Genomic DNA, 25,183 nt, shown 5'->3' with positions numbered 1-25,183 from the left:
CCGGAATCCGCTGGTCGTCGACCGGCTGGTTCCGGGCCTTCGTGCCGCCGGGGCGGCATGGCGGCCCGTCCCGTTCAGCGGGACGGGCGGATTTCGGCGGCGCGCGGGCGGGATGTAATCGAGCCACGCGCGCCCGGGACCTCGGGCGCGCCAGAATCACGGGAGGAAATCGATGACCCAGAAAACCCGACGCGTCGCAGTTGTCACCGGAGCCAGCCGCGGGGCTGGCAAGGGGATCGCGCTGGCGCTGGGCGAAGCCGGGGCCAAGGTCTACGTCACCGGGCGCACCACCACCGAAGGCGAGGCCCCGCTGCCGGGGACCGTTTTCGCCACCGCCGAGGAAATCACCGCCCGCGGCGGGATCGGCGTGCCGGTGGTGCTCGACCACACCGACGACACCCAGGTGAAGGCGCTCTTCGAACGCATCGCCGCCGAAGACGGGGCCATCGACATCCTGGTCAACAACGCCTACGCGGTCCCGGCGGAGCTGACGCTTTCCGGGGCGTTCTGGGAGAAGTCCCTGGACCTGCTTGAGGTGTTCAACGTCGGGCTGCGCTCCAGCTACGTCGCCAGCTACTACGCCGCACCGCTGCTGATCGCCGGCGGCGGGCTGGTGGTGAACACCTCCTCCTTCGGCGGAACCTGCTACATGCACGGACCGGCCTACGGGGCCGGCAAAGCGGCCGTGGACAAGATGGCCAGCGACATGGCCGTGGACTTCAAGGCGCACGGCGTCGCCGTCATCTCCCTGTGGATGGGGATGCTGAAGACCGAGCGCACCCTGGCCGAGCTGGCGAAGAGCCCCGAGCAGTACGGGGACCTGGAAGCCACCGCCGAATCCCCGGAATTCCCCGGCCGGGTCATCGACGCACTGCACCGCGACCCGCAATTGATGCAGCGCAGCGGCCAGGTGCTGATCGCCGCGGAAGTGGCCGCGGAACTGGGGGTGCAGGACGTGAACGGTGCGCAGCCGGTCTCCCACCGCCCCATGCTTGGAAACCCGCCGGTGTTTTCCGACGCAGTCATCGGCTAATTCGCCAACGGACTATCCGCTCGACACGACTTTTTCAGGAGAACAATCCATGGATTTGGAACAACGCCTTGCCGCGCTGGAAGCGATCGAAGAGATCAAGGCGCTCAAGCACCGCTACTGGCGCGCCTGTGACGGGAAAGACCCGCAGGGATTCCGCGACTGCTTCATCAAACGCGGCGCGATCATCGACTACGGCCCCATGGGCGCCTTCGACGACGTGGAGCCGATGGCCGAGATCTTTACCCAGGTGGCGCTGGCGAAGATCGACGGGAAGCACGTGATCTTCGACATGCACCACGGCATGCACCCGGACATCACGCTGATTAGCCCCACCACCGCCCGGGGACGCTGGACGCTGCGCTTCCGCCAGATCAACCTGGCCGAACGCACCGAGTACCTGAAGACCGGCGAATACGACGACGAATACGTGCTGGTGGGCGGCCAGTGGAAGATGTCCGCCTGCCGCTTCACCGACACCTGGTCGATGACCCGCGCGCTTGATGAGAGCGCGCAGATCACCGAGGGCGAGTTCCTGGAGGTTCCGGCACCCTAGCGGCGCCCGTCGAAGGCCCGGAGGCCGAGCGGATCATCCGCTCGGGCTCCGGGCCTTTGCCGTGCCTTCCGCAGCATCGCCGCGAGCGGTGAACTGATCAAAAAAATTGTTCACGAAACCGGGCCCGCGCCAAACTGTCGGCCGGGCTGACTAGTGTAGCTACCGATCGAACACATGTTCGAATAGAATGAATTTGTTGAGTAAGGAGCGCACACGTGGGCATGTTCACCGAGCCGATTGAGGTCACCCGCGCAGCGAACGGAATACCGCTGCGCGTCACCTGGCGAGGGAAAGACTACCGCCTGGTGGCTGAACCCGAACGTTGGTTCGAACGCCGCAAATGGTGGGAGGAGAACATGAGAATCCCGCGTGGACTAGGGGCAGGGGTGGCCGATTATGAGATGTGGCGACTGCAGCTGGCCGATGCCTCGGGCCGTTCGGAGCCGTTCAGCATCGATGTCAGCTTCGATGCGCAAAGCACCCGCTGGCGCCTGGTCCGCCTGCACGAGCAGCATGCCCGCAGCGCCTGAGGCGCTACTCGAATACATGTTCGAGGCGATGGCATGAGCTTCACGCACCTGAATGTCGCTTCCTCCTACAGCGCCCACTACGGGGTCTCCACCCCGCCCCAGCTGGCGGCCGCCGCGCACGCCATGGGCGCCGAAGCGCTGGCCCTCACCGACCGCGACGGGCTCTACGGGGCGGTCAAGCACGTAGCCGCCTGCATGGAACACGGGCTACAACCCTTGCTGGGCGTGAACCTGGCACTGCTCGACACCCCGGGCCATGCAGCTGGCCGGGTCATCCTGCTGGCCCGCGGGCACAGCAACGGAGCAGGCTACGCGGCCCTATGCCGCAGCATCAGCCAAGCCCACCAGGCGCCCCGCGGCATTCCCGGGTTGACCCGGCGCCAGCTCGCCCACCGGGTGGCCTCCGGAAACCTCATGCTGCTGGTCGGCGGGGAATCCGACGTGGCCCGGGCGCTGGCCCGCGGGCAGTACGCCAAGGCCCGCGCACTGCTGGCCGACTGGAAAAAGCTGGCAGGCCCCATGCTGCGCGTGGAAATCACCACCCATCTGTCCACCCCCGGATCCCGCTACAACCTCGGGGAAGCCGGCAGGATGCTGCGCTACGCCGAGGAACTGGGCCTAAAGGCGGTGCTGAGCAACGCCGTGCGCTACGCCGACCCCGACGGCGCGGTCACCGCCGACCTCCTGGACTCCGCTCGCACCCTGAACAGCCTGAGTGAAATGGACTCCTGCCAGCCCAACGGGCAGGGCTGGCTCAAGTCCCCGCAGGAGATGCGCCAGCTGGCCTCCGAAATCGCCCGCGCCACCGAGCGCGGCTGGATGCGCAAGCTGCTGCGGGAAACCGAGGCCGTCGCCAACTTCGCCGCCCTGGACCCCGCCGGCGACTTGGGCTGGAAAAAACCTGTCATCCCCGAAGCCTCGGTGCTGGGCCTACACCGCCTGGCCATGCAGGAGCTGACCGAACGCGTCTACGCCGCCGTGCCCCGGCTGCTGCCCAACGAGACGAAGCACACCGTCGAGCAGCGGCTGTCCCTGGAACTCGGGGTCATCAACCGGCTGGACTTCGCCGGCTACTTCCTCACCGTCGCCGAAACCGTCAAGCTCATCACCGGGCTGGGGGTGCGCGTGGCGGCCCGCGGCTCCGGCGCCTCCTCGCTGGTCAACTACCTGCTGGGCATCAGCCAGGTCAACCCGCTGGCCCACGACCTGGTCTTCGAACGCTTCCTCTCCGACACCCGCACCACCCTGCCGGACATCGACATCGACGTGGAATCAGCCCGCCGCCACGAGATCTATCGCAAGATCTTCGCCAGCTTCGGCGAAGAACGCGTGAGCCTGATGAGCATGCAGAACGCCTACCGGGCCCGCGGAGCGGTCCGCGATGCCGGAGCCGCCCTGGGCCTGGAGGACGGGCAGGTGGACGGCATCGCCAAGCAGCTGTGGCGCTTTTCCGCCTCCTCCTTCCGCGAAGCGCTCGCCGAGAAGCCGGAGCTGGGCGAACTGGCCGAACGCCTCACCGAGGACTCCCAGCTGGACATCCTGATCGACGCCACCGAACGCCTGGACCGGCTGCCGCGGCACATCTCCATGCACCCGTGCGGCGTGATCCTCTCCGACGCCTCGCTGCTGGACCGCACCCCGGTCCAGCCCTCGGGCATCGCCCTGCCGATGAGCCAGTTCGACAAGCACGACATGGACCTCATGGGGCTGATCAAGCTCGACGTGCTCGGGGTGCGCATGCAGTCGGCCATCGCCTACACCCTTCAGGAGATCGCGCGCCTGCACCCCGATGCGGCCGCGGTCGCCCGCGCCGGGGGACACGCCACCACCAGCTATATCGACCCGGCCGGTCATATCGACCTGGCCAAGGTCCCGCTGGATGACGCCCCCACCTTCGAACTGATCCGCTCCACCCACACCCTGGGCTGCTTCCAGATCGAATCCCCGGGCCAGCGCGAGCTGATCGGCAAGCTCGCCCCCGCCGAATTCAACGACCTGATCATTGATATCTCGCTGTTCCGCCCCGGCCCCATGCAGTCCAACATGGTCAAGCCCTACCTGGAGCACCGCCACGGCTTCGCCCCCGAACAGTACCTGCACCAGGAACTCAAGCCCGCGCTGGCCGAAACCCACGGGGTAGTGGTCTTCCACGAACAGGTGCTGCGCATCCTGGACACCATGACCGGCTGCGGTCTGGGCATGGCGGATGTCTACCGCCGCCACCTGGGCAACCCCGCCCAGGAACCGGCGGTCGAAAAATACTTCCGCGCCAGCGCCGCCGCCAAGGGCTACACCCCGGAAACCATCGACAAGGTCTGGACGGTGCTGGCGGGCTTCGGCTCCTTCGGCTTCTGCAAGGCCCACGGGGCCGCCTTCGCCGTACCCACCTACCACTCGGCCTGGCTCAAGGCCCACCACCCCGAAGCCTTCCTCGCCGGCATCTGGGAACATGACCCGGGCATGTACCCCAAGCGGCTGCTGGTCTCCGAGGCCCGGCGCATGGGCATCCCCATCCTGCCGCTGGACATCAACCGCTCCACCGGGCACTACCGAGTCGAACGAATCTTCGAATACGCTTCCGCCGCGGCCCCCGCCGTGCCCCGCGCGCCCGGAACCCTGCGCCCCGGACATTACGGCGTCCGCCTGGCCTTCCGCGACATCCACCAGATGAGCGAACGCGAAGTCGAGCGCCTGGTCGCCGGGCAGCCCTACGAGCACCTGGCCGACGTGCGCGACCGCGCCGGCCTGTCCCGGCGCACCTACCAGAACCTCGCGGCCCTGGGTGTCTTCGACTCCCTACTCACCGGCACCAGCCGGGCGGACACCATCGCCCACACCCAATCCATGGCCCGCACCAGCCTGCCGGCCAAATACCGGCCCGGCCCCGGCCAGCTCACCCTCGACCTCGGGCAGATCGAACACATCACCAACACCGGGGCGCAGCTGGAACCGGCCGAGATCATCCGCACCGAACTGGACCTCATGCACCTGGACGCCAGCGAACACCTCATCACCTCCTACCGGCAACGCCTGGCCCACCTGCCGATCACCCAGGCCATCGAGCTGCTGCACCTGCGCAACGGCACCGAGGTGCTGGTCGCCGGGGTGCGCGTGGCCACCCAGACCCCGCCCATGCGCGGAGGCAAACGCGTCGTGTTCATCTCCGTGGACGACGGCACCGGCTGCATCGACGCCACCTTCTTCGACGACACCCAGCAACGCACCGGATCGCTGCTGTTCTCCACCCGCATGCTGCTCATCCACGGCATCACCCGGCGCACCGGACCCCGCGGCATCTCGCTGCAGGCGCTGAACGCCTGGGACCTGCACCAGCCCGAAACCCTGCCCGCCGCCGGATACCTGGACTCCGCAGCCCGCCCGCGCCCCAGCTACCGGCCCAAGCTCGGCCAGAGCCCCACCGAAACCGTCGGAGAACTCGCCCGCCGCATGAACGCCGAAGGCCTGGACCAGCGCGGAGCGCAAAATATGTAGGGGGAGCCTCGAATACGGGGGATCAGCGCGTCAGGCCCCGCGTACCATGCCGGGCAGCAGCGCGAGCGCAACCGGTTCCCGGCCAAGTCCCGGGGCGCCGACATAGAACGCGCGCATCCCGACCGCTTGCGGACCCTGGATGTCCGCATCCCAGTTATCTCCCACGAACACCGCATCCTGCGCAGGAATCCCGTGCGCGTCCAACACCAACTCGAAGATCTGCCGGTGCGGTTTGCGCCACCCCAGCTCTATGGAGGTGAAGACCCGGTCGAAGTACGCGTCCAACTGCAGCTCGCGCAGCAACCGTGGCACCAACGCCGCATCATGGGTATTGCTCACCACGCTCAGCACATGATCTGCACAGAGATCCTGCAAGCACGTCCGGACATCAGCGGCGGGGGCAACCTGAGCGCTCCATACGGCAAGATACTCTCGCACCAGACGGACAAGCTCATTCTCGGCTACGGGAGAAGAATCCAGCAGCTCCCAATAGCGCCGGGCGATCTGAAGCATCGAACACTCACGCCCGGAGCGGTGCGCCGTCGAATCCAGCTCATCCCATGCGCGAGTCCACAACGTATCGGCCTCTGCCTGGCCCACCCGAACCGAAGCCCTGAGCGCAAATTCCAGCGGCGCGTTGAACGCGCTCGGCAGGACCGACGAGTCATAACGCACCAAGGTGCCAAAGAAATCAAAATAAACGTGCGAGGGCATTGGTTCATCTTCCCCCGCGCTGGGAAGAACCAAGTAAACGCGAACCTGCTACACCGAGGACACGTGGCCGTCCGCATCAATGACAAATGACGGATTGTGCACAAAATCCCAGCGGAACCCGTCCGGATCGGCAACGCAGGCGCTCATCCCGCCCCACGGCTGCACGGTAGGAGCCGTAATGGACTGGGCCCCGGCGTCGAGCGCTCGCCGGTAGAGCTGTTCAACTTCCGCATCGGTGTGCACATTGTGCCCCAGCGAAACAGGGGGAGCCTTCTCGCCGTGCCCGATGTCGCCATACTCGTTGGGCATCTGCGTAATGTCCCACAAGGCCAGCATCAAGGAATGCCCGGCGCGGACAAAGGCAATCTCCGGATGGGCTGGCTGCACCAGCTCGAAACCCAGTCCCTCGGTATAGAACCTGGTTGAAACACCGACATCACGCACGCCGAGGGTGATCGCGCTGATGGTCGGCGGGGCCGACTTGTTCATATGACCAGCCTAGGGTGCGTTGACCTCGAATGATAGAGGCAGAGCAACCCCTGTCATTACCCTGACAGGGGTTGCTCTGCCTGACCATGCCTTACCTGCGGAATGTGCAAGCAGCTGCTCCATGGAAACCTGATAAGGACGATTGCCGAATTCCGACGTAGCCCTTACAGATAGATCCATTGCTCATTGCGCGGCGAAGACAAATAGCGCTCACGCTGGGCACGGAACTCTTGATCGATACTGCGCGGCGCGTGATGGTTGCGCTGTTCACTGCTGGGGATGCGGCGCAAGCCAAGCCTCCCGGCAGAAACTGACGACCTTGATGCTGGATGGTTTTTCATGCTCGGTTCTCCTTGAGCCTGCGGCAGCTCGCCCTCTGCAGACACCACGTCCGCAGATTCCCTCGCCGCCGCTTCGATCTGAGAATTTGCGCTCGCCGGTTCGCTGATCCAGCGATCCGGGTGCGGGATGCCGCGCACATGCCGTGAGCACCAGGCGGCGACGGTTGCAACGATCACCAGGGAGCTGAAGAACACCAGCGTCGGCCCCATGCCCAGCCATTGCAGGCCGAGCCCGGTGAAAAACGGCGCCAGCGGCAAAGCCGACAGGGCCATGAACAAGATCAGGGAGTTGGCGCGTCCTGCCATCTCCCGCGGCACCACTGCCATGAAATAGCCTCCGACCGACGCATTCAGCGCCGGAACGCTGAGGAAGGCGATCAGCAGCATGGAACCTAGCCAGACCAGATTGGTGTTGAACCCCATGAGCAGCATCGCGCCACCCAGAACGCTCAAGCAGCTGCAGGCAAGCACCCCGGTCCGGAACTTCTCGATCAGGCGGCCAGCGAACAGCGACCCGGCAAACATGCCCAGCCCCATGAACGTGGAAACCAAGCCGATCACCCAGGGAGCTTCGCCGCGTTGCTGCAATCCGTAGATCAGCGTCGTGTTCAGCCCGTTGGTTCCGATATTGATGACGGTGATCAGAATCAGCAGGCTGCGCAGCTGCGGCCTGGCGAAACACCAGCGCATGCCTGCCGCGATGCCGGGGGAGACCGGTGCGCTGTCGGCAGGGGAGTTTTCCACGGGCTTGGAGTCGGCCTCTGCCGCGCGCAACGGCCCGCGCAGCGCGAATCCCGAAGCGGCGGCGAGCATCTGCAGGAAACTGACGGCCAGCAGGGCAAACCCTGCGCCCCATCCGAGCAGGAGCCCGCCCAGCGGGGCAGCGCCCAGCATGAGCACCGAATCGCGTCCCTGGTTTGCGGCCATAGCTCGTCCCAGCTGCTTGGGGTGGACCACGTCCTTCAGCGCAGCATTCGTGACCGTGCCGAAATAGCCTCCGCGCAGTTCCATGAGCACGTGGGCGACGCACAGCACCGCGACGCCCAGCGACCCGCCGATGCTGGCCACTGCCAGCGCCGAGGTGAGCGCCGCACCGCAAATCCCTCCGGTCAGCATCATGCGCGCCCGGTCGGAACGGTCGGCCACGGAGCCGCCGAGCAGCGTCAGGCTGGCCCGCGCGGCCAGGCCCACGGCGGCCAGCGTGCCCGCCTGCACCGGCGAACCAGTCAGCGCCAGCAGGATCAGCGGCAGCACGAAGGCGTAGATGCCGCCGGCCAGCAGGGCCGTGGTGTCGGCGACCCACCAGATGCGGTAGCTGCGCTGGTGGCGCAACGCCGGCCGCCGCTGTGCGCCGGCGTCGGCCGTCTGCGACTGAAGCAGGGGAGTCGGGTCCGTGGTCATGCACCAACCATAGACCTGCAAATAAAGTTGCGCAATAGAACTTGCGCAATTTTATTTGAGCAATTGCTATGCTGAATCCATGACTCAAGCTCAGTCGAACGTCACGTTCACCACGCCCATGCTCAAGGCCATGGCCAACCCGCTGCGCCGGCAGATCTTCGACGCGCTGGCTGCCATGCGCACCGGGCGCGCCTCGGATATCGGCGAGCTGCTGGGTCTTGCCCCGAACAAGGTCAGTTTCCACCTGCGCGAGCTGGCCAAGGCCGAGATGATCGAGGAGGCTCCCGAGCTGGCGCGTGACAAACGCGACCGCGTCTGGCGCCCGGCCGCCACCGGCTACACCACCGGCCAGCCCGCCGACCGCACCGAGGATGGCTCGGCTACCGCCATGAACGCCTACCTCGGGCAGGTTATCCATGACGAGCAGCGCCGCCTCGAAGCCACCTTGGCACACGCCCAGCGCTGGTACGACAGCGGCGAGGCCAGGGCGGACCTGGCGCAGCTGAGCACCAGCAACCTGATGCTCACCGAGGACGAGCGCCAGGAGCTGCAGCGCCGGTTGGATGCGGTGATCCCGGCCTTCCGCGAGGACCAGAAGAACGGGAAGATCGCCAGCTCGCAGCCGGCCTCCGAGCGCAAGCTGTGGCACTATTCGGGGCTGTTGTCGGCCGATGAGCTGTTGAACGGGTCACACTCGGGCGGACAAACGGCACAAAAGCCGAAGTGAACCGGTTGCGCAGCGCAATGCTGAACTAAACTGGGTTCTGGCTGGCTGTGGCCAAGGTATGCCACAAGCTATGAAGCCATCACAGATTGAAAGGTAGAACCCGATCTCATGAGCGAGCAGCTGACTCTCACCATCGACGGCGAGCAGGTACAGGTGGACGCGGGAACGACCGGTTTGCAGTTCTTCGCCAAGGACAAAGACGTTGTAGTCATGCACGTCGACGGCGTACTGCGAGACCTGTCCCGCGAACTCGAAGCCGGAACCACTGTCACCCAGGTAACCATCGCCGATCCTGAGGGTCTGGAGGTGTTGCGCCACTCGACCGCCCACGTGATGGCCCAGGCGGTGCAGCAGCTGCGTCCCGATGCCAAGCTCGGCATCGGCCCGTACATCACCGACGGCTTCTACTTCGACTTCGATGTCGCTGAGCCGTTCACTCCCGAAGATCTGAAGCAGCTGGAAAAGATGATGCTCAAGATCGTCAACCAGAACCAGCTCTTCTCCCGCCGCGAGGTCTCCCCTCAGGAGGCCAAGGCCGAGATGGCCAACGAGCCGTACAAGTGCGAGCTGCTGGCCAAGGCTGATTCGGCCGACACCTCCGGCGAGGGCGTAACCGTCGAGGTCGCCGCCGGCGAAACCACCATCTACGACAATGTGGACCGCAAGTCCGGCGAAACGGTCTGGAAGGACCTGTGCCGGGGCCCGCACCTGCCGAACACCAAGCTGATCAAGAACGCCTTCTCGCTGACCCGTTCGGCCGCCGCCTACTGGCTGGGCAGTGAAAAGAACAAGCAGCTGCAGCGCATCTACGGCACCGCCTGGCCGACCAAGGAGGACCTCAAGGCCTACCAGGAGCGCCTGGCCGAGGCCGAGCGCCGCGACCACCGCAAGCTGGGCGCCGAGCTGGATCTGTTCTCCTTCCCTGACGAGCTGGGCTCCGGCCTGCCGGTGTTCCACCCCAAGGGCGGCATCATCAAGCGCGAGATGGAAGACTACGTGCGCGACCGCCACGTGGAAGAGGGATTCCAGTACGTAGGCACCCCGCACATCTCCAAGGACGGGCTGTTCCACACCTCGGGCCACCTGCCGTACTACGCGGACACCATGTTCCCGGCGTTGCATATCGATGAAGAGCGCGATGAAGACGGCAACATCACCAAGCAGGGCCAGGAATACCGCCTGAAGGCCATGAACTGCCCGATGCACAACCTGATCTTCCGCGGCCGCGGACGTTCCTACCGCGAACTGCCGCTGCGCCTGTTCGAGTTCGGCCACGTCTACCGCTACGAGAAGTCCGGTGTGGTCCACGGCCTGACCCGCGTGCGCGGTTTCGCCCAGGACGACTCGCACTCCTACGTCACCAAGGAGCAGGCCCCCTCCGAGGTCGAGCACCTGCTGAACTTCATGCTGTCCCTGCTCAAGGACTTCGGCATGGACGACTTCTACCTGGAGCTGTCCACCCGCGATCCCGAGTCGGACAAGTTCATCGGCTCCGACGAGCAGTGGGAGGAAGCCACCGCGGTGCTGGAGCGCGTTGCCACCGAAACCGGCGTCGAACTGGTCGCCGATCCGGGCGGCGCCGCGTTCTACGGCCCGAAGATCTCGGTCCAGGCCAAGGACGCCATCGGCCGCACCTGGCAGATGGGCACCGTGCAGTACGACTTCAACCAGCCGGCACGCTTCGGCTTGGAGTACCAGGCAGCCGACGGCTCCCGCCAGGAGCCGGTGATGATCCACGCCGCCAAGTTCGGCTCGATCGAACGCTTCCTGGGTGTGCTCACCGAGCACTACGCCGGCGCCTTCCCGGCCTGGCTTGCCCCGGTGCAGGTTCGCGCCATCCCGGTGGCCGAGGCCTTCAACGACTACCTCGCCGACGTCGTCGCGAAGCTCAAGGCTCAGGGTGTGCGTGTGGAGCTGGATGACTCCTCGGACCGCTTCCCGAAGAAGATCCGCAACGCGTCCAAGGAAAAGATCCCGTTCGTGCTCATCGCCGGCGGCGAGGATGCCGAAGCCAACGCGGTCTCCTTCCGCTTCCGCGACGGCAGCCAGGACAACCAGGTTCCTGTTGACGAGGCGGTTGCCCGCATCGTCGAAGCCATCAAGAGCCGCGACAACAACAACTAAGCACATCGGAATAGGGAGTCCACCAGCATGCAGTATCCGCAGGACGCACAGGTCACCGACGACTTCGAACTCGCCGGCGTGCCCGACTCGTTCCAACGCTTGTGGACTCCCTACCGGATGGCCTACATCAAGGGCGGCCAGGACCAGGTCAAGGACGAGGCGAGCTGCCCCTTCTGCGCCGGTCCGCACCGCACCGACAGCGAGGCGCTGATCGTGCACCGCGGGGAAACCTGCTTCGTGATCCTGAACCTGTTCCCGTACAACCCGGGCCACCTGCTGATCTGCCCGTACCGCCACGTGCCGAACTACACCGACATCACGCTGGAGGAGACCGCTGAAATGGCGGCCCTGGCGCAGAAGTCGATGCGTGTGCTGCGCGCGGTGTCCAACCCGGCCGGCTTCAACCTGGGCATGAACCAGGGCGAGGCAGGGGGAGCTGGCATCGCCGCGCACCTGCACCAGCACGTGGTGCCGCGCTGGAACGGCGACGGGAACTTCTTCCCGATCATCGCCCGCACCAAGGCGATCCCGCAGACCCTGTCCGAGGTGCGCGAAGCCATCGCCGCCGCCTGGCTGGAGGTCGAATAGGCCGAAGGCCGGCTGCAAGCAGGCCTGCAACGTTGAATGAGCGCGCCGCGGCCCGAGAGTGAAATCCCTCGGACCGCGGCGCGCTTTTTGCTGCCCGACAACCGGGGCGCGAGTGATCGACGCCGGATGGAGGGGTGATCGAGTTCGGCAAGTCGGTGCGTGGACGCGGCGAGCCCTGGGGCTTGGCGGATCCACGGGGCGGCGCATCCTGCAGGGACTGGGAAGCGCGCCGGCGAACCGTCGAATTCCGCCAAAATCAAGGGAAAATGACCTCACCGCGTAGCGTCTGCCGCGCTCTTGCGCCCCAGGTGATCCGGGCCAGCTGCGAAAGTCCGCGTGGTTTCGGATCTTCACGACACACAGTTGAACGGTGTTCAAGAAAACTCCGGCATGGGTGTACGGTGTGTAATCAATACACATTGAACACCGTTCAAGGAAGCTGTGGCGGGTAAAAACTCGCGCCCCCGCAGCGCTCCGGAACGGGTTCGCGATCGAAAGGCACCGCCATGACCTTGAACACCGCAGCCGCAGATACCGCCGCACCGGCGGCGCTCGACGCAGACCAGCTCGCCGCCCGCATCGCCGCCGGGCACCGCCTCACCGAGGCCGAGGCGCTGGCCGTGCTGGCCACCCCCGACTTCGCCACGCTGCCGCTGGTCGGCGCCGCCGGCACCCTGCGCCGCAAGCACTTCGGCAACACCGTCAAAGTCAACTACCTGGTCAACCTGAAGTCGGGCCTGTGCCCGGAAGACTGCACCTACTGCTCCCAGCGACTGGGCTCGAAGGCCGAAATCCTGAAGTACACCTGGCTCAAGCCCGACGAGGCAGTCGCCCAGGCCGGCTACGGCATCGCCGGCGGCGCCTCGCGGGTCTGCATGGTCGCCTCCGGCAAGGGCCCCACCGACCGCGACGTGGACCGCGTGGCCACCATGGTCGAGCAGCTCAAGGAGGAGCACCCGCAGGTCGAGGTCTGCGCCTGCCTGGGCATCCTGAAAGACGGGCAGGCCGCGCGGCTCAAGGACGCCGGGGCGGACGCCTACAACCACAACCTGAATACCTCCGAATCGCTCTACCCGGAGATCTGCACCTCGCACAGCTACCAGGACCGCGTGGACACCGTGCAGCAGGCGCAGTCCGCCGGCCTGTCCTCCTGCTCCGGGCTCATCGTGGGCCTCGGCGAAACCCCGGAGCAGCTCATCGAGGCGGTCTTCGCCCTGCGCGAGCTGGGCTCTGAGTCCATCCCGGTCAACTTCCTGATGCCCTTCGACGGCACCCCGATGGAGGGCACGTGGCTGCTGACCCCGCTGGCCTGCCTGCGGATCCTGGCCCTGGTGCGCCTGGCCTGCCCCGACAAGGAGCTGCGCATCGCCGGCGGCCGCGAAATGCACCTGCGCTCGCTGCAGTCCACCGCGCTGGAGGTCGCCAACTCGATCTTCCTGGGCGACTACCTCACCAGCGAAGGCCAGGGCGCGGCCCAGGACCTGGACATGATCGCCGACGCCGGATTCGTGGTCCTGGGCCAGGAAGCCTCCAGCCCGGCCGAGGTGGCCCGCCGCCTGCGCGAAGCCGCCCACGCGGCCTCGGCCAATGAAGCGCAAGCCACGGCCGGCGGTTGCGCCAGCGGCTGCGGCACCGGATGCGGCAGTGCCGCCACCGGCTGCGGACCGAGCGCCGCGCGCGAACCGGTGCTGCGCCGCCGCGGCGCTGGAACCCAGCAGGGACCGAACGCATGAGCACCGCAACCGGCCTGCTGAGCAGGGATTCCGGGATGCTCTGGCACCCCTACGCGCCGCTGGATGCCGGAGCGCTCTACGCGGTGAGCGAGGCCGGCGGGGCCGAGCTCACGCTGCGCGATGCCCGCGGCGCCGAACATCGGGTCATCGACGGCATGGCCTCCTGGTGGTCCATGGTGCACGGCTACCGCAACCCGGTGCTGGACGCCGCCGCGCATGCGCAGATCGATACATTCAGCCACGTGATGTTCGGCGGGCTGACCCATGAACCCGCCATCGAGCTGGCCGAACGGCTGGTCGGGCTCGCTCCGGAAGGACTGCGCCACGTGTTCCTGGCCGACTCCGGATCCATCAGCGTCGAGGTAGCGCTCAAGCTCACCCTGCAGTACCAGGACGCTTGCGGACGGCCCGAACGCCGCCGCTTCCTGGCCCTGCGCGGGGGCTACCACGGAGACACCTTCGCCGCCATGAGCGTGTGCGACCCGGTCGACGGCATGCACGCCGCCTTCGCCCCGCTGGCGAGCGAGCAGCTGTTCCTGCCGCGCCCGCCCGCCGCCGAGCGCACCATCGCCGGGGACTGGCTCTGCGACGAGGACGAACTGGAGCTCTGGGCAGCCCGGGCCCGCCGGCTGGCCGCCGAACACGCCGCAGAGCTGGCCGGCATCATCTGCGAACCTCTGCTGCAGGGCGCCGGCGGCATGTTCATCTACCCGCCGCGGGTGCTGCAGGTGCTGCGCGAGATCGCCGACGAGCACCGGATGCTGCTGATCGTTGACGAGATCGCCACCGGCTTCGGGCGCACCGGCAAGCTCTTCGCCGTGGAGCACGCAGGCATCGAGCCGGACATCATGTGCGTGGGCAAGGCGCTGACCGGCGGCTACCTGTCCCTGGCCGCGATGCTCTGCACCAACAAGATCGCCTGGGCGCTGGCCTCGGGCGGAGCCACCGCCGGATCCGCGCTGCTGCACGGTCCCACCTTCATGGGAAACCCGCTGGCCTGCGCCGTGGCCTGCGCCTCGCTGGACCTGCTCGCCAGCCCCGGCGCGGCCGATTCCGAACCTGCGCCGTGGCAGGCCCAGGTGGCCCGGCTTGAACGCGGGCTGAACAGCTCGCTGGCCGGCGCCCGGAAGCTGCCGGCCGTGCGGCAGGTGCGGGTACTCGGCGGGGTCGGGGTGATCCAGCTGCACGAACCGGTCAAGGTCGCGGAGGTGACCCGCGCCGCCGTTGCATGCGGCGCCTGGGTGCGCCCGTTCCGCGACCTGGTCTACGTGATGCCGCCGTACATCTGCACCGACGGGCAGCTGCAGACCCTGGGCACGGCCCTGACCGGCGCGGTATCGGAGGTCCACGGTGGCTGAACTGACGCTCGCTCCTGCGACCACGGCCTGGGAAGGCTGGCTGCGCGGACGCTCAGCGGTGCGCGCCAAGCGGGACATGCAACGCACCGACAGCGCCCGCTCCACCCGCTACGACCTGGCCTCCAACGACTACCTGGGCCTGGGTGCGCACCCGGTGGTGCGCACCGGGGCCATCAACGCGCTGTGCATCGCTGGCGCCGGCGCTTCGGCCAGCCGGGTCGCCTCCGGCACTTGGGAAATCCACCGCGAGCTGGAAACCGCCCTGTGCAGCTACACCGGCCGTTCGCAGGCGCTGGTGTTCTCCAGCGGCTACACCGCGAACCTCGGGGTGCTCGGCGCGCTGGGCGGACCGGGCAGCCTGTTCCTGCTCGACGCCCACGCCCACGCCAGCCTTCTCGACGGGTCCAAGCTCTCCGGCGCCGCCTGGCACAGCTTCGAGCACAACAACCTGGACGCCGCCGAGCAGCTGCTGCGCGCCAACCGCGACGCCGCGGCCCCCAAGCCGCGCGTGGTGCTCGTTCTCGAATCGCTCTACTCGGTGCTCGGCGACGCCGCACCGCTGGAGCAGGCTGCCGCGTTGTGCGCCGAGTACGGGGCGGTGCTGCTGGTCGACGAGGCGCATTCGCTGGCGACGGTGCCCGGTGGATCCGCCGTGCGCGCGGCGGGACTGGAGCAGACCGGACACGTGCTGGCCACCGCCACCTTGTCCAAGGCGCTGGGCGCCCAGGGCGGCGCGGTGCTGCTCGGCGGAGACGACGCCGAACTGTGGCGCGAGCACCTGCTGAACACCGCCCGCACCTTCATCTTCGACACCGCGCTGGCCCCGGCCGCCGCGGGCGCGGCGCTGGCCGCGCTGGGCCTGGCCACCGACGAGCGGATCGCGCAACTGGCGGCCAACACCCGGCTGATCCGCGACACCCTGTCCGCCGAGCCGCGGCTGGCCGACCGTATTGAAGCCTCGGCGGGCCCCGTGCAGTCGGTGCGCATGAACACTCCCGCGCAGGCCGCGGCCGCCGCGGCGCTGCTGCGCGACCGCGGCTACGCAGTGAACTGCTTCCGCCCGCCCAGCGTGCCCGACGGCGTGTCCCGGCTGCGGCTGACCGCCCACGCGCACCACCATCCCGACACCCTGGCCGCCGCGCTGCGCAGCGTCATCGGCGCCATCCTGGAGGTTGAAGCATGAGCTGCCCCTACGCCGGAACCCTGTCGGCAGCGTCCGGCGCACCCCTGGCCCGGCCGCTGCAGGAGGTCTTGCCGAATGCGGTAACCGGACGCTACCGCAGCATCGAAGACCCTGCGACGGTCCGCGAAATCCTGCGCCGCGCAGAGGACTTCACCCCGGCCAACGCGCTGCATGCAGCGGTCGAGCTGGCTCCTGCCACGCTGCGCATCCTGGCCCGCGGACGCTTCGCGCTGCCGCCGGTGCTCGCCAGCGCCACCGGCCCCGAACACCTGGCCGTGCGCCGGGTGGTCGCCGGCTTCTTCAGCCCCGCCAAGGTCGCCGCGCAGACTCAGTTCATCACCTCACGCACCGGGCAGCTGTGCCGGCAGCTGCGCGAAGAGCTCGATGCCGGAGCGGAGCTGGATTTGGCCGTCGAGCTGGCCGCCGTCATCCCGCCGGAGGTCATGGCCCGCTTGACCGGAACTCCGGTGCCGCCGGTTGAGAAGCTCAAACGATGGAGCCGGGACTCGCTGGAACTGTTCTGGGGCTGGCCTGATGCGCAGCGCCAGCAGGAGCTGGCCCGCAGCGCCGTCGAATACCACGCTTGGCTGCGCGGCACGGTGGCCGATGCCTTGGCGCGAGACGACGAAAACCTCTACGCCGCGCTGCACCGGGCCGGGGTGGACGCCAAACGCATCGTCTCGCTGGCCTACTTCCTGGGCATCGCCGGGCAAGAAACTACCGCAATGCTCATCCAAAGCGCGCTGTTCTGCGTCCTGCACGACGGCGACTGGGCCGACTGCGCCGATCCGGCCACCGGCGACTCCGTCAGTGCCAGGGTAGTGCAGCGGGTGCTCCTGGAAGCGAGCTCGGTCCCCACCTGGCGCCGCATCACCCGGGTCGATACGGAGCTGGACGGTGAACGCTTCGCCCCGGGCGATGAACTGGTGCTGCGCCTGTCCGGCGGCCAACTGGCCGAGTTGGGGGACGATTCCCTGGTCTTCGGCTTCGGGCTGCACCGCTGCTTGGGCGCTGGACTGGCCCGCATGGAAACCGAGGTGGTGCTGCGCACCGCCGCCGAAGCATGGCCCAAACTGGAACTCGTCGACAGCAACCAACCCTGGGGCCATCTGGTTTCCTTCCAATCACCGACTACAGTCCGCGTTCGCCGCGCCACTTTCGAAAGGACCCAGCCATGATCCACGTCATCACCGGAACCGACACCGATGTGGGCAAAACCGTCGCCACCGCCGCCCTGGCCGCCCGGGAGCTTGCCGCCGGACGCCGCGTCGCGGTCTACAAACCCACCCAGACCGGGGTACAGCCAGGGGAGGCCGGCGATGCCCAGAACATCGCCGCCTGGCTCGGGCATCCGACCGGCCTGGTGGTTGCCGAAGGCATCCGGCTGCGCGAGCCCATGGCGCCGGTGGACGCAGCGCTGGTCGAGGGCGGGTCCGCCGCCGTGGCGAAGCTTCCGGTGCTGGCCGACCATCTGGCACGCATCACCCAGCTGGCCGCGGACTACGACACCGTGCTGGTCGAAGGCGCAGGCGGTTTGCTGGTGGAACTCACCGCGGCAGGGGAGAACATCGCGGATCTGGCCCGAGCGCTCGGGGCCGCGCTGGTGGTGGTCTCGCGCCCGGACCTCGGAACCCTGAACCACACCGCACTGACCCTGGAGGCGGCCGTGAACCGCGGATTCGCCTCCGGTACCCTGCTGCTGGGAAGCTACCCCGCGCAGCCGACCGTCCTGCACCGGAGCAACCTGGAGAACCTGCAACAGCTGGCGGCACGGCACGGCTGGCACTGGGCCGGAGCGATGCCCTCCGGCCTGGTCGCAGGTGACACAGGAAAATCCCTGCTCACCGCGGGAATGGCGCTCACCCAGCTGCGTGCCGCGGCGGTTCGCTGAGACCGGTTGAACCGGGGCGAAACAAGGGACTGAAACCCGTAGGAAAAACCCATTGCCAACTCCTATACACCGGAGTAGCCTCCTATACGTGAGTACAGCCCAGGATGATCTGACCGCACGGGCCAGGTTGCGCGACGCCGCAATCGAGGCCTTCGCCGCGCAGGGATTCGACGAATCCCTGCGGGCCATCGCCGCCCGCGCACAGGTCACCGCCGGGCTGGTGCGGCACCACTTCGGGTCCAAACAGGCATTGCGCGCCGAGTGCGATGCCACGGTACTCGAACGCTACCGCCGGCTGAAGGAAGAGTCCCTGCGCGTCAATCCCGGCCAGGTGCTCAACCACCTGCCTACCTCGCGGGAGAGCGGGGTTCTGTTGCTGTACATCTTGCGCTCCGCGCGCGAGGGCGCGCAGGCCGGAAGGCAGTTCACCGAACAGCTGATCAACGAGGCTCTCGCCCTGCTGGACCAAGCCGTATCCAGCGGCCTGATCGTCCCGAGCCGCAACGAGCCGGCCCGGGCACGTTACCTGATCCTGCAGTCGCTGGGAGCGCTGGTGCTCTACTTTGCGCTGTACCCGCCGAAGGATCCGGAAGACTTTTCCACCGTGGTCAAGGACTACTACGGACAAATCGCCCTGCCCACGCTGGAGCTGTACACCGAAGGGCTGTTCGCCGACCCGGGATACCTCAACGAGTACCTGGCCTCCGAGGCAGCGCATATCCCGCCCGCGGGATCCGCGGGAGACACCGTATCCCGGTAAGGAGCACACCATGGCCACCACCATCCCGGCCATTGAAGTGAGCGGACTGACAAAGAACTACGGGCGCACCGCCGCCCTGACGGGCCTGGACCTTCGGGTAGAAACAGGCCAGGTCGCCGGATTCCTCGGGCCGAACGGTTCGGGAAAGTCCACCACCATCCGCATCCTGCTCGGCCTGCTGAAGGCCGATGGGGGAGAAGCACGCATGCTCGGCGCAGACCCCTGGAAAGACGCGGTCGCCCTGCACCGCCGGGTGGCCTATGTCCCCGGCGAGGTGAACCTCTGGCCCAACCTCACCGGCGGCCAGGCCATCAGCATCCTGTCCAAGCTGCACGGCCAGAGTGATGAGCGCCGCCGCGCCGAACTGCTCGAGCGCTTCGATCTGGACCCCACGAAGAAGGCCCGCAGCTACTCCAAGGGCAACCGCCAGAAGGTCGCCCTGGTCGCCGCGCTGTCCTCCGACGCGGAGCTGCTGCTGCTGGACGAGCCGACCTCGGGGCTGGATCCGCTGATGGAGCAGGTTTTCACCTCCTGCATCCGCGAAGCGGCCGCCGAGGGACGCAGCGTGCTGCTTTCCAGCCACATCTTCGCCGAGGTGGAAAAGCTCTGCGACACCGTCACGATCATCCGCGACGGGCAGACCGTGGAAGCCGGCCGCCTGTCCGACCTGCGCCACCTGCAGCGCACCCAGGTCAGCGTGGAGATCTCCGGCAACCCCGCCGAGCTGGCCGCGGTGCCGGGCATCGAGGAGCTGCAGCTGGCCGGCGCCACCGCCAACTTCAGCGTGGATCCGGCGCAGCTTCCGGGTGTGCTGGCGGCACTGGCGGCGCATTCGCCGCGCAACCTCGTCAGCGCCCCGCCCTCGCTGGAGGACCTGTTCCTGCGCCACTACTCCGACGCGCCGGCCCAGCCGGCCGCTGCCCGGGGAGGCGAGCGGTGATGAGCACCGGAACCGCCCGCGGGCGCCATGCGCCGGCCGAGCACCTGGTGCACCCGACCGCCTCGAGGCGCGGCACCGGCACCCTGACCGGGGCCGGCACCGCGGCGCTGTTCATCCTGCGCCGCAACTGGCTTCGCCTGGCCATCTGGGCGCTGGTGCTGGCCTCGATGATCCCGGTGGTCTACGACTCGCAGCAGCAGGCGTTCCCCACGCAGGCCGCGCGCGACGCCTACGCGCAGGTGGCCAACACCCCTGCGGTGGCCGCCATGACCGGCCTGCCCTATGCGGCTGGTTCGCTGGGAGGCATCCTAGTCATCAAGATCTGGATGACGCTCGCGGTGGCACTGGGCTTCGCCGTGGTTTTCCTGGTCACCCGCAACGGCCGGGCCGATGAGGAAGCCGGGCGCACCGAACTGCTGCGCTCCACCGCGCTGGGGCGCCATGCCTACCCGACGGCGAACTATCTGGTTGCCGCGGGACTGTGTGCGGTCACGGGCCTGCTGATCAGCCTGCTGTGCCTGGCGGTGGCGCTGCCGGCAAACGGCAGCTGGGTCATGGGCGCGTCCATCGCCGGCACCGGCCTTGCTTTCATCGGCCTGGGCGCGATCTGCGGCCAGCTGGCCTCCACCAGCCGTGGGGCGAACTCGCTGGGCGTGGCGTTGATCGGGCTGTTCTACTTCATCCGCGCCGCCGCCGACCTGCAGGCCGACGGGGTCGACCCCACCGCACTGAGCTGGTTCTCGCCCGTCGGCTGGGCGCAGAACATGCGCGCCTTCGGCGAGGACAACTGGTGGCCGCTGCTCGCCCTGGTCGGCCTGGGCTTGGCCGGATGCCTGTTCGCCCTGCGCCTTGAAAGCACCCGCGACCTGGGCGCCGGACTGCTGCCCGAACGCCGGGGTCCCGCCGCGGCCGGCAACTTCACCACTACCGCGCTGGGTCTGGCGCTGCGCCTGCAGCGCTCCTCGCTGGTCGGCTGGTTCATTGGAGCCGCCGTCTCGGGCCTGTTCTTCGGCTCCGTGGCGCAGGCCATGAGCTCGCTGCTGGATCCGCAGAACCCGTTCGCCCGTAACTTCGTGGGCACCGGGCACAGCATGCTCGACGGCGTGCTGGGCATCTTCGTGCTCTTCAACGCCCTGCTGGCCGGAGCCTTCGCCATCCAGTGTCTGGGCGCGGCGCGCAGCGAGGAGGAAGGCGGACGGCTGGAACAACAGCTGGCAGGGTCTCTTTCCCGCAACACCTGGCTCGGCGCGCACCTGCTGATCGCCGTGCTCGGCTCCGGGTTCATGCTGGTGCTGGGTGGATACCTTACCGGCGCAGCCTCGCAGGGGTCGGCTGATCCCGGACAGCTCGCGGGCGCAGCCCTGGCTTTCTGGCCGGCGGTGCTCTCCATGCTGGGTCTGCAGCTGCTGACCTTCGGCTACCTGCCGCGCTTCACCACCGCGATCACCTGGGCCGTCTACGGCATTTCGGTGATGGCGGCGATGTTCGGCGGGCTATTCTCGCTGTCGGAAGACGTCATCCGCGCCACCCCGTTCGGTGCCGTCCCGAGGGTTCCGGCAGAGGATTTCAGCTGGACCCCGCCGGCGGTGCTGCTGCTGATTTCACTGGCACTCGGAGCTGCGGGCATGGCCCGATTCAACCGCCGCGACGTGCTGACGAACTAGCCTGCCGGGGCCGGCCGGCCCACCAGTGCACCGAGCTGGGCGGCCGACCGGCCCGCCAAGCTGTCCCACCGGACCAGTCCGGGCAGCGCTTCCAGCGGCACCATGTTGGGCACACCCACGGTGCACAGCCCAGCCGCCAGGGCGGAGCGCACTCCGGGCGGCGAATCCTCGACGGCGACCATGGCACGGGCTGCCTCCTGCGGCAGCTCGTGCCTCCGGCACAGCTGCTGCACTGCCAGCAGGTACGGTTCCGGATCGGGTTTGCCGCGCCGCACCATTTCGCCGGTCACCACCACGTCGAAGGTATCCGGCGGCAGCGCATCGAGCAGCACCTTGGCCAGCGGGCCGCGGCTCATCGTGACCAGCGCGCAGGGGACACCCAAGGAGTCCAGCTCCTGCAACAGCCGTCTGGCGCCCGGACGCCACGGGATTTCGGCCCGGGTGCGTGCCGCCACCTTGCCGATCAGCGTACCGATCAGCTCGTCGGCAGGCAGCGGAACCCCGAGTTGCTGGAAAAACGCGGCCGAATCCGGCAGTGCGCTGCCCACCAGCGCATGCGCCTGCTCCTGGGTCCACGCAATCGAGTAGCGGCCGAGCAGTTCGCGCTGCGCCAGGAACCAGTAGGGTTCGGTGTCGACCAGCGTCCCGTCCATGTCCCACAGCACCGCGCGTGGAAGTTCCTGGTTCATTCGGTGATTCCCTCCATCGCGTCGGGGGCCACGTGCACCCGGACCCCCAGTGTTTTCAGCTGGCCCAGGAAGTCCGCCGGCGCCAGCGCATCGGTAATCAGGTCGTCGACGTTGTCCCACCCGCCAAGGCGGTGCATGGAGCTCTGGCCGAGCTTGCTCGAATCCATGAGCAACACCCTGCGCCGCGCCGAGCGCAGCATCGCCATCTTCAACTCGACGATCGCCTCTTCCTGGTGGTAAAAGCCATCGGCATCGGCGGTGCTGGTGGAAACGAAGGCCATGTCGACGCGCAGCTCCTGCACTGCACGCACCGCTGCCAGCCCCAGGAACGACTCGTGGCTGTGGTCATAGGTTCCGCCGATGGCCCGCACCTCAGCGGCACCGCCCTCGGCCAGCGTGTTGAGCAATGGCAGGTAGTTCGTCGAGATGCCAAGCCCGTCGATGTTGGCGACTGCCGGCGCCATGAATGCCACGGTGGTCGAGTCGTCAAGGAAAAGCGACTGCCCCGGAGTGAGCAAACCAGCCGCGCACTGCGCCAGACGCTGCTTGTTCTCGGTCGCGATGTTGCGCCGCAGCGAGGCGGCGATCTCATGGTTCCCCGTGCGGGCAACGGAGACGCCGCCGTGGAATTTGCGCACCATCCCGCGGCGCTGCAGCTCGTCGAGGTCGCGGTGGATGGTCATGACGGAAACGTCGAAACGAGCCGCGAGGGATTGCGCCGAGCTCTTTTCATCGTCCAGTAGCAACTGGAGAATTTCTTCAAGCCGCTGTGGCCGGGTTCCGGTCTTAGGTGTGCTCATGGCCTGCCTTTCAGGGGTTTATAACAATTTACCCCATCCAGTGATTTCACTTAAAAATAGTTATGAACCCTAAATGAACTTCGCCTGAAATTGGCTTGTCGCGTTCATGTCGTGCAGATGGACCGAGGCGCGCGATGTTGAACAAAAATGGAAAACTCCCTTGTAAATCTGCGAATTCCTGCAATTTGAGTAAATTCATTTGTGACCTGAATCGCATGGACTGGGTGAGTTGACCGCCTGTGGGCCGGGTGAAACTATCGTTCTCGAGTACGTGAAATCTCAAGAAGTCATGTGAAATTTGAGAGGCATGAGAATGACGGTTCTCGAAACCGACCGAACGTCGCCCACCGTTGGCGCAGCCAAGGCCCTTCATACCGAGTCCCCGATAGAGACTCCCGCGGAACCGCAAACAAGGAACGGCCGGAAATACCTATTGTTTGCGCTCTTCGCATTTCCCAACCTTCTGCTGATTGCAGTTTTCGCCTATTGGCCGATCCTGGGAAATCTGCTCTTGAGCCTCACCGACTGGGACATGATCTCCCCGTTCCCGAATTTCGTCGGCCTGGACAACTACACCACGCTCTTCTCGGATCCCGGCTTCGTCGACGTCATGCGGCGGACCCTGATCTGGGTCGTGGCAGTGGTCGGAGCCAGCCTCGTTTTCGGTCTGGGTATGGCGCTGCTGTTCAACGGCGGTGCCAAAGGCACCAAGGCCGTGTCCACCTTGGCTTTCACGCCACACGTTATTTCCGGTGCCGCGGTGGCGGCGGTCTGGCTATTCGTTTTCGACCCCAACTACGGTCTGTCGCGGCTGTTGTTCAACGCCATCGGCATGGACTCGCCTCACTGGACAACCGATCCGGACATGGCGCTATCCGCGCTGATCATCGTTGCAGTGTGGAAGGGTGCGGGCTTCGTGGCCATCGTCTACCTGGCCGCATTGCAGTCGATTCCACGTGACGTCATTGAAGCGGCGCAATTGGACGGCGCTGGCCGATGGAAGACCTTCAGCAAAATCGTCTGGCCGTTGTTGACGCCGACAACCTTTTTCCTGTGCGTCACCCAGATCATTGGCTCCTTCCAGGCATTCGACCTGATCGCCATGATGACCAGCGGCGGGCCGGCAGGTTCAACCACGACGCTGAGCTGGTACATCTACGAGCAAGGATTCCAGGAATTCAATATCGGATCCGCGGCAGCCTCCTCGGTTTTCATGTTCATCATCCTGCTCGTGGTCACCGCGGTGCAGATGCGATTCGCAGAACGAAAGGTGCACTACTCGTGAGCGCCCTGGCATCCCCTACACGTGAGACGACAACCGCGGCCGGCGGTCGTCCACCGGCCAAGCGCCGGAAGCCCCATCTCGCCAGCTACCTGATGCTGGGCCTGATCGCACTGGTTTTCCTGGTGCCGGCCTATTGGATGGTCTTGGCGGCGATCAAGCCCAACGACGAAATCTACCAGTGGCCATTCACGCCGTGGCCCAGCGAGCCAACCACCGAGAATTTCTCGGCGGCGTTGGCCGCCGCGCCATTCGACCAGTTCTTCATGAATTCGCTGCTGGTCACCACCGTCGGCGCCACGGTGAAAGTGGCGCTCGCGGCCCTCACCGCCTACGCCTTCGCATTTCTGCCCTTCCCCGGCAAGAACTGGCTGTTCCTGGGAGTGCTCGGCGCGCTCATGGTTCCGGGCCATGTCACCTTGCTGCTGAACTACTCGACGATCAGCAACCTCGGGCTGATCAACACCTATGCCGGCATCATCCTGCCGGGGCTCGGCTCCGCCTTCGGAACCTTCCTGCTGCGCCAGCATTTCATGGGCCTGCCCAAGGAAGTGCTGGAAGCGGCCGAACTCGACGGGGCCGGCCACCTGCGCAAGCTGTGGTCCTTCGTGCTGCCGATGTCCAAGCCGGCGGTCATCACCGTGGCGCTGATCGCGGTCATCGACGAATGGAACGACTTCATCTGGCCGCTGCTGGTCACCAACACCCTCGACATGCGCACGATGCCCATCGGCCTGATGTTCCTGAAGCAATCCGAGGGACTGGACGACTGGGGCATGATCATGGCCGCGACGCTGATGATTGTCCTGCCCATGCTGCTGCTCTTCCTCTTCGCCCAGAAGTACATCATCAACGGCATGGCCAGCGCCGCAGTGCGCCGCTAGGCCGTAA

At 66.9% G+C, this 25,183-nt stretch carries 22 protein-coding genes; 17 read left to right on the top strand and 5 right to left on the bottom strand.

The features are described 5' to 3' along the window. Positions 1–172 precede the first annotated feature (172 nt). The 4 genes from RF641_RS07825 to RF641_RS07810 all read left to right on the top strand — a co-directional run bounded on the left by RF641_RS07825 (position 173) and on the right by RF641_RS07810 (position 5,608). Positions 173–1,033, top strand: coding sequence for an SDR family NAD(P)-dependent oxidoreductase (locus tag RF641_RS07825; protein WP_424572918.1), 861 nt, complete (start codon positions 173–175; stop codon positions 1,031–1,033). A gap of 49 nt (positions 1,034–1,082) precedes the next feature. Continuing rightward, a complete protein-coding gene (locus RF641_RS07820; RefSeq protein WP_424572917.1) occupies positions 1,083–1,586 on the top strand; it encodes a nuclear transport factor 2 family protein in 504 nt (167 codons plus the stop codon). Positions 1,587–1,807: 221 nt separating this feature from the next. Further along, entirely contained in the window at positions 1,808–2,116 is a 309-nt protein-coding gene (locus RF641_RS07815; protein ID WP_231736074.1) for a DUF6504 family protein, read from the top strand. Positions 2,117–2,149: 33 nt separating this feature from the next. After that, positions 2,150–5,608 (top strand): DNA polymerase III subunit alpha, encoded by a 3,459-nt coding sequence (locus RF641_RS07810; RefSeq protein ID WP_424572916.1) that lies wholly within the window; start codon positions 2,150–2,152, stop codon positions 5,606–5,608. 30 nt (positions 5,609–5,638) lie between these two features. Here RF641_RS07810 and RF641_RS07805 read toward each other — a convergent pair whose 3' ends face one another. From RF641_RS07805 to RF641_RS07795, 3 genes are all read right to left on the bottom strand, one after another. Continuing rightward, entirely contained in the window at positions 5,639–6,322 is a 684-nt protein-coding gene (locus RF641_RS07805) for an HAD family hydrolase (RefSeq protein WP_424572915.1), read from the bottom strand. A gap of 48 nt (positions 6,323–6,370) precedes the next feature. Next, positions 6,371–6,811, bottom strand: a complete 441-nt coding sequence (locus RF641_RS07800) for a VOC family protein (RefSeq protein WP_047119220.1) — start codon at positions 6,809–6,811, stop codon at positions 6,371–6,373. A gap of 164 nt (positions 6,812–6,975) precedes the next feature. Then, positions 6,976–8,553 (bottom strand): MFS transporter, encoded by a 1,578-nt coding sequence (locus RF641_RS07795; protein ID WP_424572914.1) that lies wholly within the window; start codon positions 8,551–8,553, stop codon positions 6,976–6,978. Between the two features lie 79 nt (positions 8,554–8,632). Between RF641_RS07795 and RF641_RS07790 the strand changes: the two genes are divergently transcribed. The 11 genes from RF641_RS07790 to RF641_RS07740 all read left to right on the top strand — a co-directional run bounded on the left by RF641_RS07790 (position 8,633) and on the right by RF641_RS07740 (position 21,521). Beyond that, positions 8,633–9,280 carry a winged helix-turn-helix domain-containing protein gene (locus RF641_RS07790; RefSeq protein ID WP_120989390.1) on the top strand — a complete coding sequence of 216 codons (648 nt, stop codon included), beginning with the start codon at positions 8,633–8,635 and terminating at the stop codon, positions 9,278–9,280. 108 nt (positions 9,281–9,388) lie between these two features. Next, positions 9,389–11,404, top strand: coding sequence for a threonine--tRNA ligase (gene thrS / locus RF641_RS07785; protein ID WP_424572913.1), 2,016 nt, complete (start codon positions 9,389–9,391; stop codon positions 11,402–11,404). Positions 11,405–11,431: 27 nt separating this feature from the next. After that, positions 11,432–11,992, top strand: a complete 561-nt coding sequence (locus tag RF641_RS07780; RefSeq protein WP_047119216.1) for an HIT family protein — start codon at positions 11,432–11,434, stop codon at positions 11,990–11,992. 506 nt (positions 11,993–12,498) lie between these two features. Next, positions 12,499–13,725 carry a biotin synthase BioB gene (bioB, locus tag RF641_RS07775; RefSeq protein WP_424572912.1) on the top strand — a complete coding sequence of 409 codons (1,227 nt, stop codon included), beginning with the start codon at positions 12,499–12,501 and terminating at the stop codon, positions 13,723–13,725. Then, positions 13,722–15,083 (top strand): adenosylmethionine--8-amino-7-oxononanoate transaminase, encoded by a 1,362-nt coding sequence (bioA, locus tag RF641_RS07770; RefSeq protein ID WP_424572911.1) that lies wholly within the window; start codon positions 13,722–13,724, stop codon positions 15,081–15,083. The genes bioB and bioA overlap by 4 nt, the downstream gene beginning before the upstream one ends. Then, positions 15,076–16,266, top strand: coding sequence for an aminotransferase class I/II-fold pyridoxal phosphate-dependent enzyme (locus tag RF641_RS07765; RefSeq protein WP_052772381.1), 1,191 nt, complete (start codon positions 15,076–15,078; stop codon positions 16,264–16,266). Before bioA ends, RF641_RS07765 begins: the two co-directional genes overlap by 8 nt. After that, entirely contained in the window at positions 16,263–17,444 is a 1,182-nt protein-coding gene (locus tag RF641_RS07760; RefSeq protein ID WP_424572910.1) for a cytochrome P450, read from the top strand. Before RF641_RS07765 ends, RF641_RS07760 begins: the two co-directional genes overlap by 4 nt. Beyond that, complete coding sequence (bioD, locus tag RF641_RS07755) at positions 17,441–18,157, top strand: dethiobiotin synthase (protein ID WP_047119212.1); 717 nt, start codon at positions 17,441–17,443, stop codon at positions 18,155–18,157. The genes RF641_RS07760 and bioD overlap by 4 nt, the downstream gene beginning before the upstream one ends. A gap of 88 nt (positions 18,158–18,245) precedes the next feature. Further along, a complete protein-coding gene (locus RF641_RS07750; RefSeq protein ID WP_424572909.1) occupies positions 18,246–18,917 on the top strand; it encodes a TetR family transcriptional regulator in 672 nt (223 codons plus the stop codon). Between the two features lie 10 nt (positions 18,918–18,927). Next, entirely contained in the window at positions 18,928–19,857 is a 930-nt protein-coding gene (locus RF641_RS07745; protein ID WP_113606300.1) for an ABC transporter ATP-binding protein, read from the top strand. Beyond that, positions 19,857–21,521 carry an ABC transporter permease gene (locus RF641_RS07740; protein ID WP_424572908.1) on the top strand — a complete coding sequence of 555 codons (1,665 nt, stop codon included), beginning with the start codon at positions 19,857–19,859 and terminating at the stop codon, positions 21,519–21,521. The genes RF641_RS07745 and RF641_RS07740 overlap by 1 nt, the downstream gene beginning before the upstream one ends. Here the strand turns inward: RF641_RS07740 and RF641_RS07735 are convergent. Both RF641_RS07735 and RF641_RS07730 read right to left on the bottom strand, forming a co-directional pair. Continuing rightward, a complete protein-coding gene (locus RF641_RS07735) occupies positions 21,518–22,210 on the bottom strand; it encodes an HAD family hydrolase (RefSeq protein ID WP_424572907.1) in 693 nt (230 codons plus the stop codon). The two genes, RF641_RS07740 and RF641_RS07735, sit on opposite strands and share 4 nt — an antisense overlap. Then, positions 22,207–23,010: a DeoR/GlpR family DNA-binding transcription regulator gene (locus RF641_RS07730; protein WP_424572906.1), complete on the bottom strand. Its 804-nt coding sequence runs from the start codon at positions 23,008–23,010 to the stop codon at positions 22,207–22,209. The genes RF641_RS07735 and RF641_RS07730 overlap by 4 nt, the downstream gene beginning before the upstream one ends. A 511-nt stretch (positions 23,011–23,521) precedes the next feature. Between RF641_RS07730 and RF641_RS07725 the strand changes: the two genes are divergently transcribed. Both RF641_RS07725 and RF641_RS07720 read left to right on the top strand, forming a co-directional pair. Continuing rightward, positions 23,522–24,295 carry a carbohydrate ABC transporter permease gene (locus RF641_RS07725; RefSeq protein WP_424572905.1) on the top strand — a complete coding sequence of 258 codons (774 nt, stop codon included), beginning with the start codon at positions 23,522–23,524 and terminating at the stop codon, positions 24,293–24,295. After that, positions 24,292–25,176 (top strand): carbohydrate ABC transporter permease, encoded by an 885-nt coding sequence (locus RF641_RS07720; protein WP_424572904.1) that lies wholly within the window; start codon positions 24,292–24,294, stop codon positions 25,174–25,176. Before RF641_RS07725 ends, RF641_RS07720 begins: the two co-directional genes overlap by 4 nt. Positions 25,177–25,183: the final 7 nt, after the last annotated feature.

The organism is Arthrobacter sp. 'calajunan' (genome assembly GCF_046940185.1).
GTDB classification, from domain to species: Bacteria; Actinomycetota; Actinomycetes; order Actinomycetales; family Micrococcaceae; genus Glutamicibacter; species Glutamicibacter soli.
This window is presented reverse-complemented; position numbering and strand designations above follow the sequence as displayed.

Bases quoted from the DNA above. Each gene is read 5' to 3' on its own strand.
- RF641_RS07825 (WP_424572918.1), top strand. From the start codon at position 173: ATGACCCAGAAAACCCGACGCGTCGCAGTTGTCACCGGAGCCAGCCGC.
- RF641_RS07815 (WP_231736074.1), top strand. From the start codon at position 1,808: ATGTTCACCGAGCCGATTGAGGTCACCCGCGCAGCGAACGGAATACCG.
- bioA (WP_424572911.1), top strand. From the start codon at position 13,722: ATGAGCACCGCAACCGGCCTGCTGAGCAGGGATTCCGGGATGCTCTGG.
- RF641_RS07745 (WP_113606300.1), top strand. From the start codon at position 18,928: ATGGCCACCACCATCCCGGCCATTGAAGTGAGCGGACTGACAAAGAAC.
- RF641_RS07780 (WP_047119216.1), top strand. From the start codon at position 11,432: ATGCAGTATCCGCAGGACGCACAGGTCACCGACGACTTCGAACTCGCC.
- RF641_RS07800 (WP_047119220.1), bottom strand. From the start codon at position 6,811: ATGAACAAGTCGGCCCCGCCGACCATCAGCGCGATCACCCTCGGCGTG.
- RF641_RS07795 (WP_424572914.1), bottom strand. From the start codon at position 8,553: ATGACCACGGACCCGACTCCCCTGCTTCAGTCGCAGACGGCCGACGCC.
- RF641_RS07820 (WP_424572917.1), top strand. From the start codon at position 1,083: ATGGATTTGGAACAACGCCTTGCCGCGCTGGAAGCGATCGAAGAGATC.
- RF641_RS07810 (WP_424572916.1), top strand. From the start codon at position 2,150: ATGAGCTTCACGCACCTGAATGTCGCTTCCTCCTACAGCGCCCACTAC.
- RF641_RS07790 (WP_120989390.1), top strand. From the start codon at position 8,633: ATGACTCAAGCTCAGTCGAACGTCACGTTCACCACGCCCATGCTCAAG.
- thrS (WP_424572913.1), top strand. From the start codon at position 9,389: ATGAGCGAGCAGCTGACTCTCACCATCGACGGCGAGCAGGTACAGGTG.
- RF641_RS07730 (WP_424572906.1), bottom strand. From the start codon at position 23,010: ATGAGCACACCTAAGACCGGAACCCGGCCACAGCGGCTTGAAGAAATT.
- bioB (WP_424572912.1), top strand. From the start codon at position 12,499: ATGACCTTGAACACCGCAGCCGCAGATACCGCCGCACCGGCGGCGCTC.
- RF641_RS07735 (WP_424572907.1), bottom strand. From the start codon at position 22,210: ATGAACCAGGAACTTCCACGCGCGGTGCTGTGGGACATGGACGGGACG.
- RF641_RS07740 (WP_424572908.1), top strand. From the start codon at position 19,857: ATGAGCACCGGAACCGCCCGCGGGCGCCATGCGCCGGCCGAGCACCTG.
- RF641_RS07805 (WP_424572915.1), bottom strand. From the start codon at position 6,322: ATGCCCTCGCACGTTTATTTTGATTTCTTTGGCACCTTGGTGCGTTAT.
- bioD (WP_047119212.1), top strand. From the start codon at position 17,441: ATGATCCACGTCATCACCGGAACCGACACCGATGTGGGCAAAACCGTC.
- RF641_RS07760 (WP_424572910.1), top strand. From the start codon at position 16,263: ATGAGCTGCCCCTACGCCGGAACCCTGTCGGCAGCGTCCGGCGCACCC.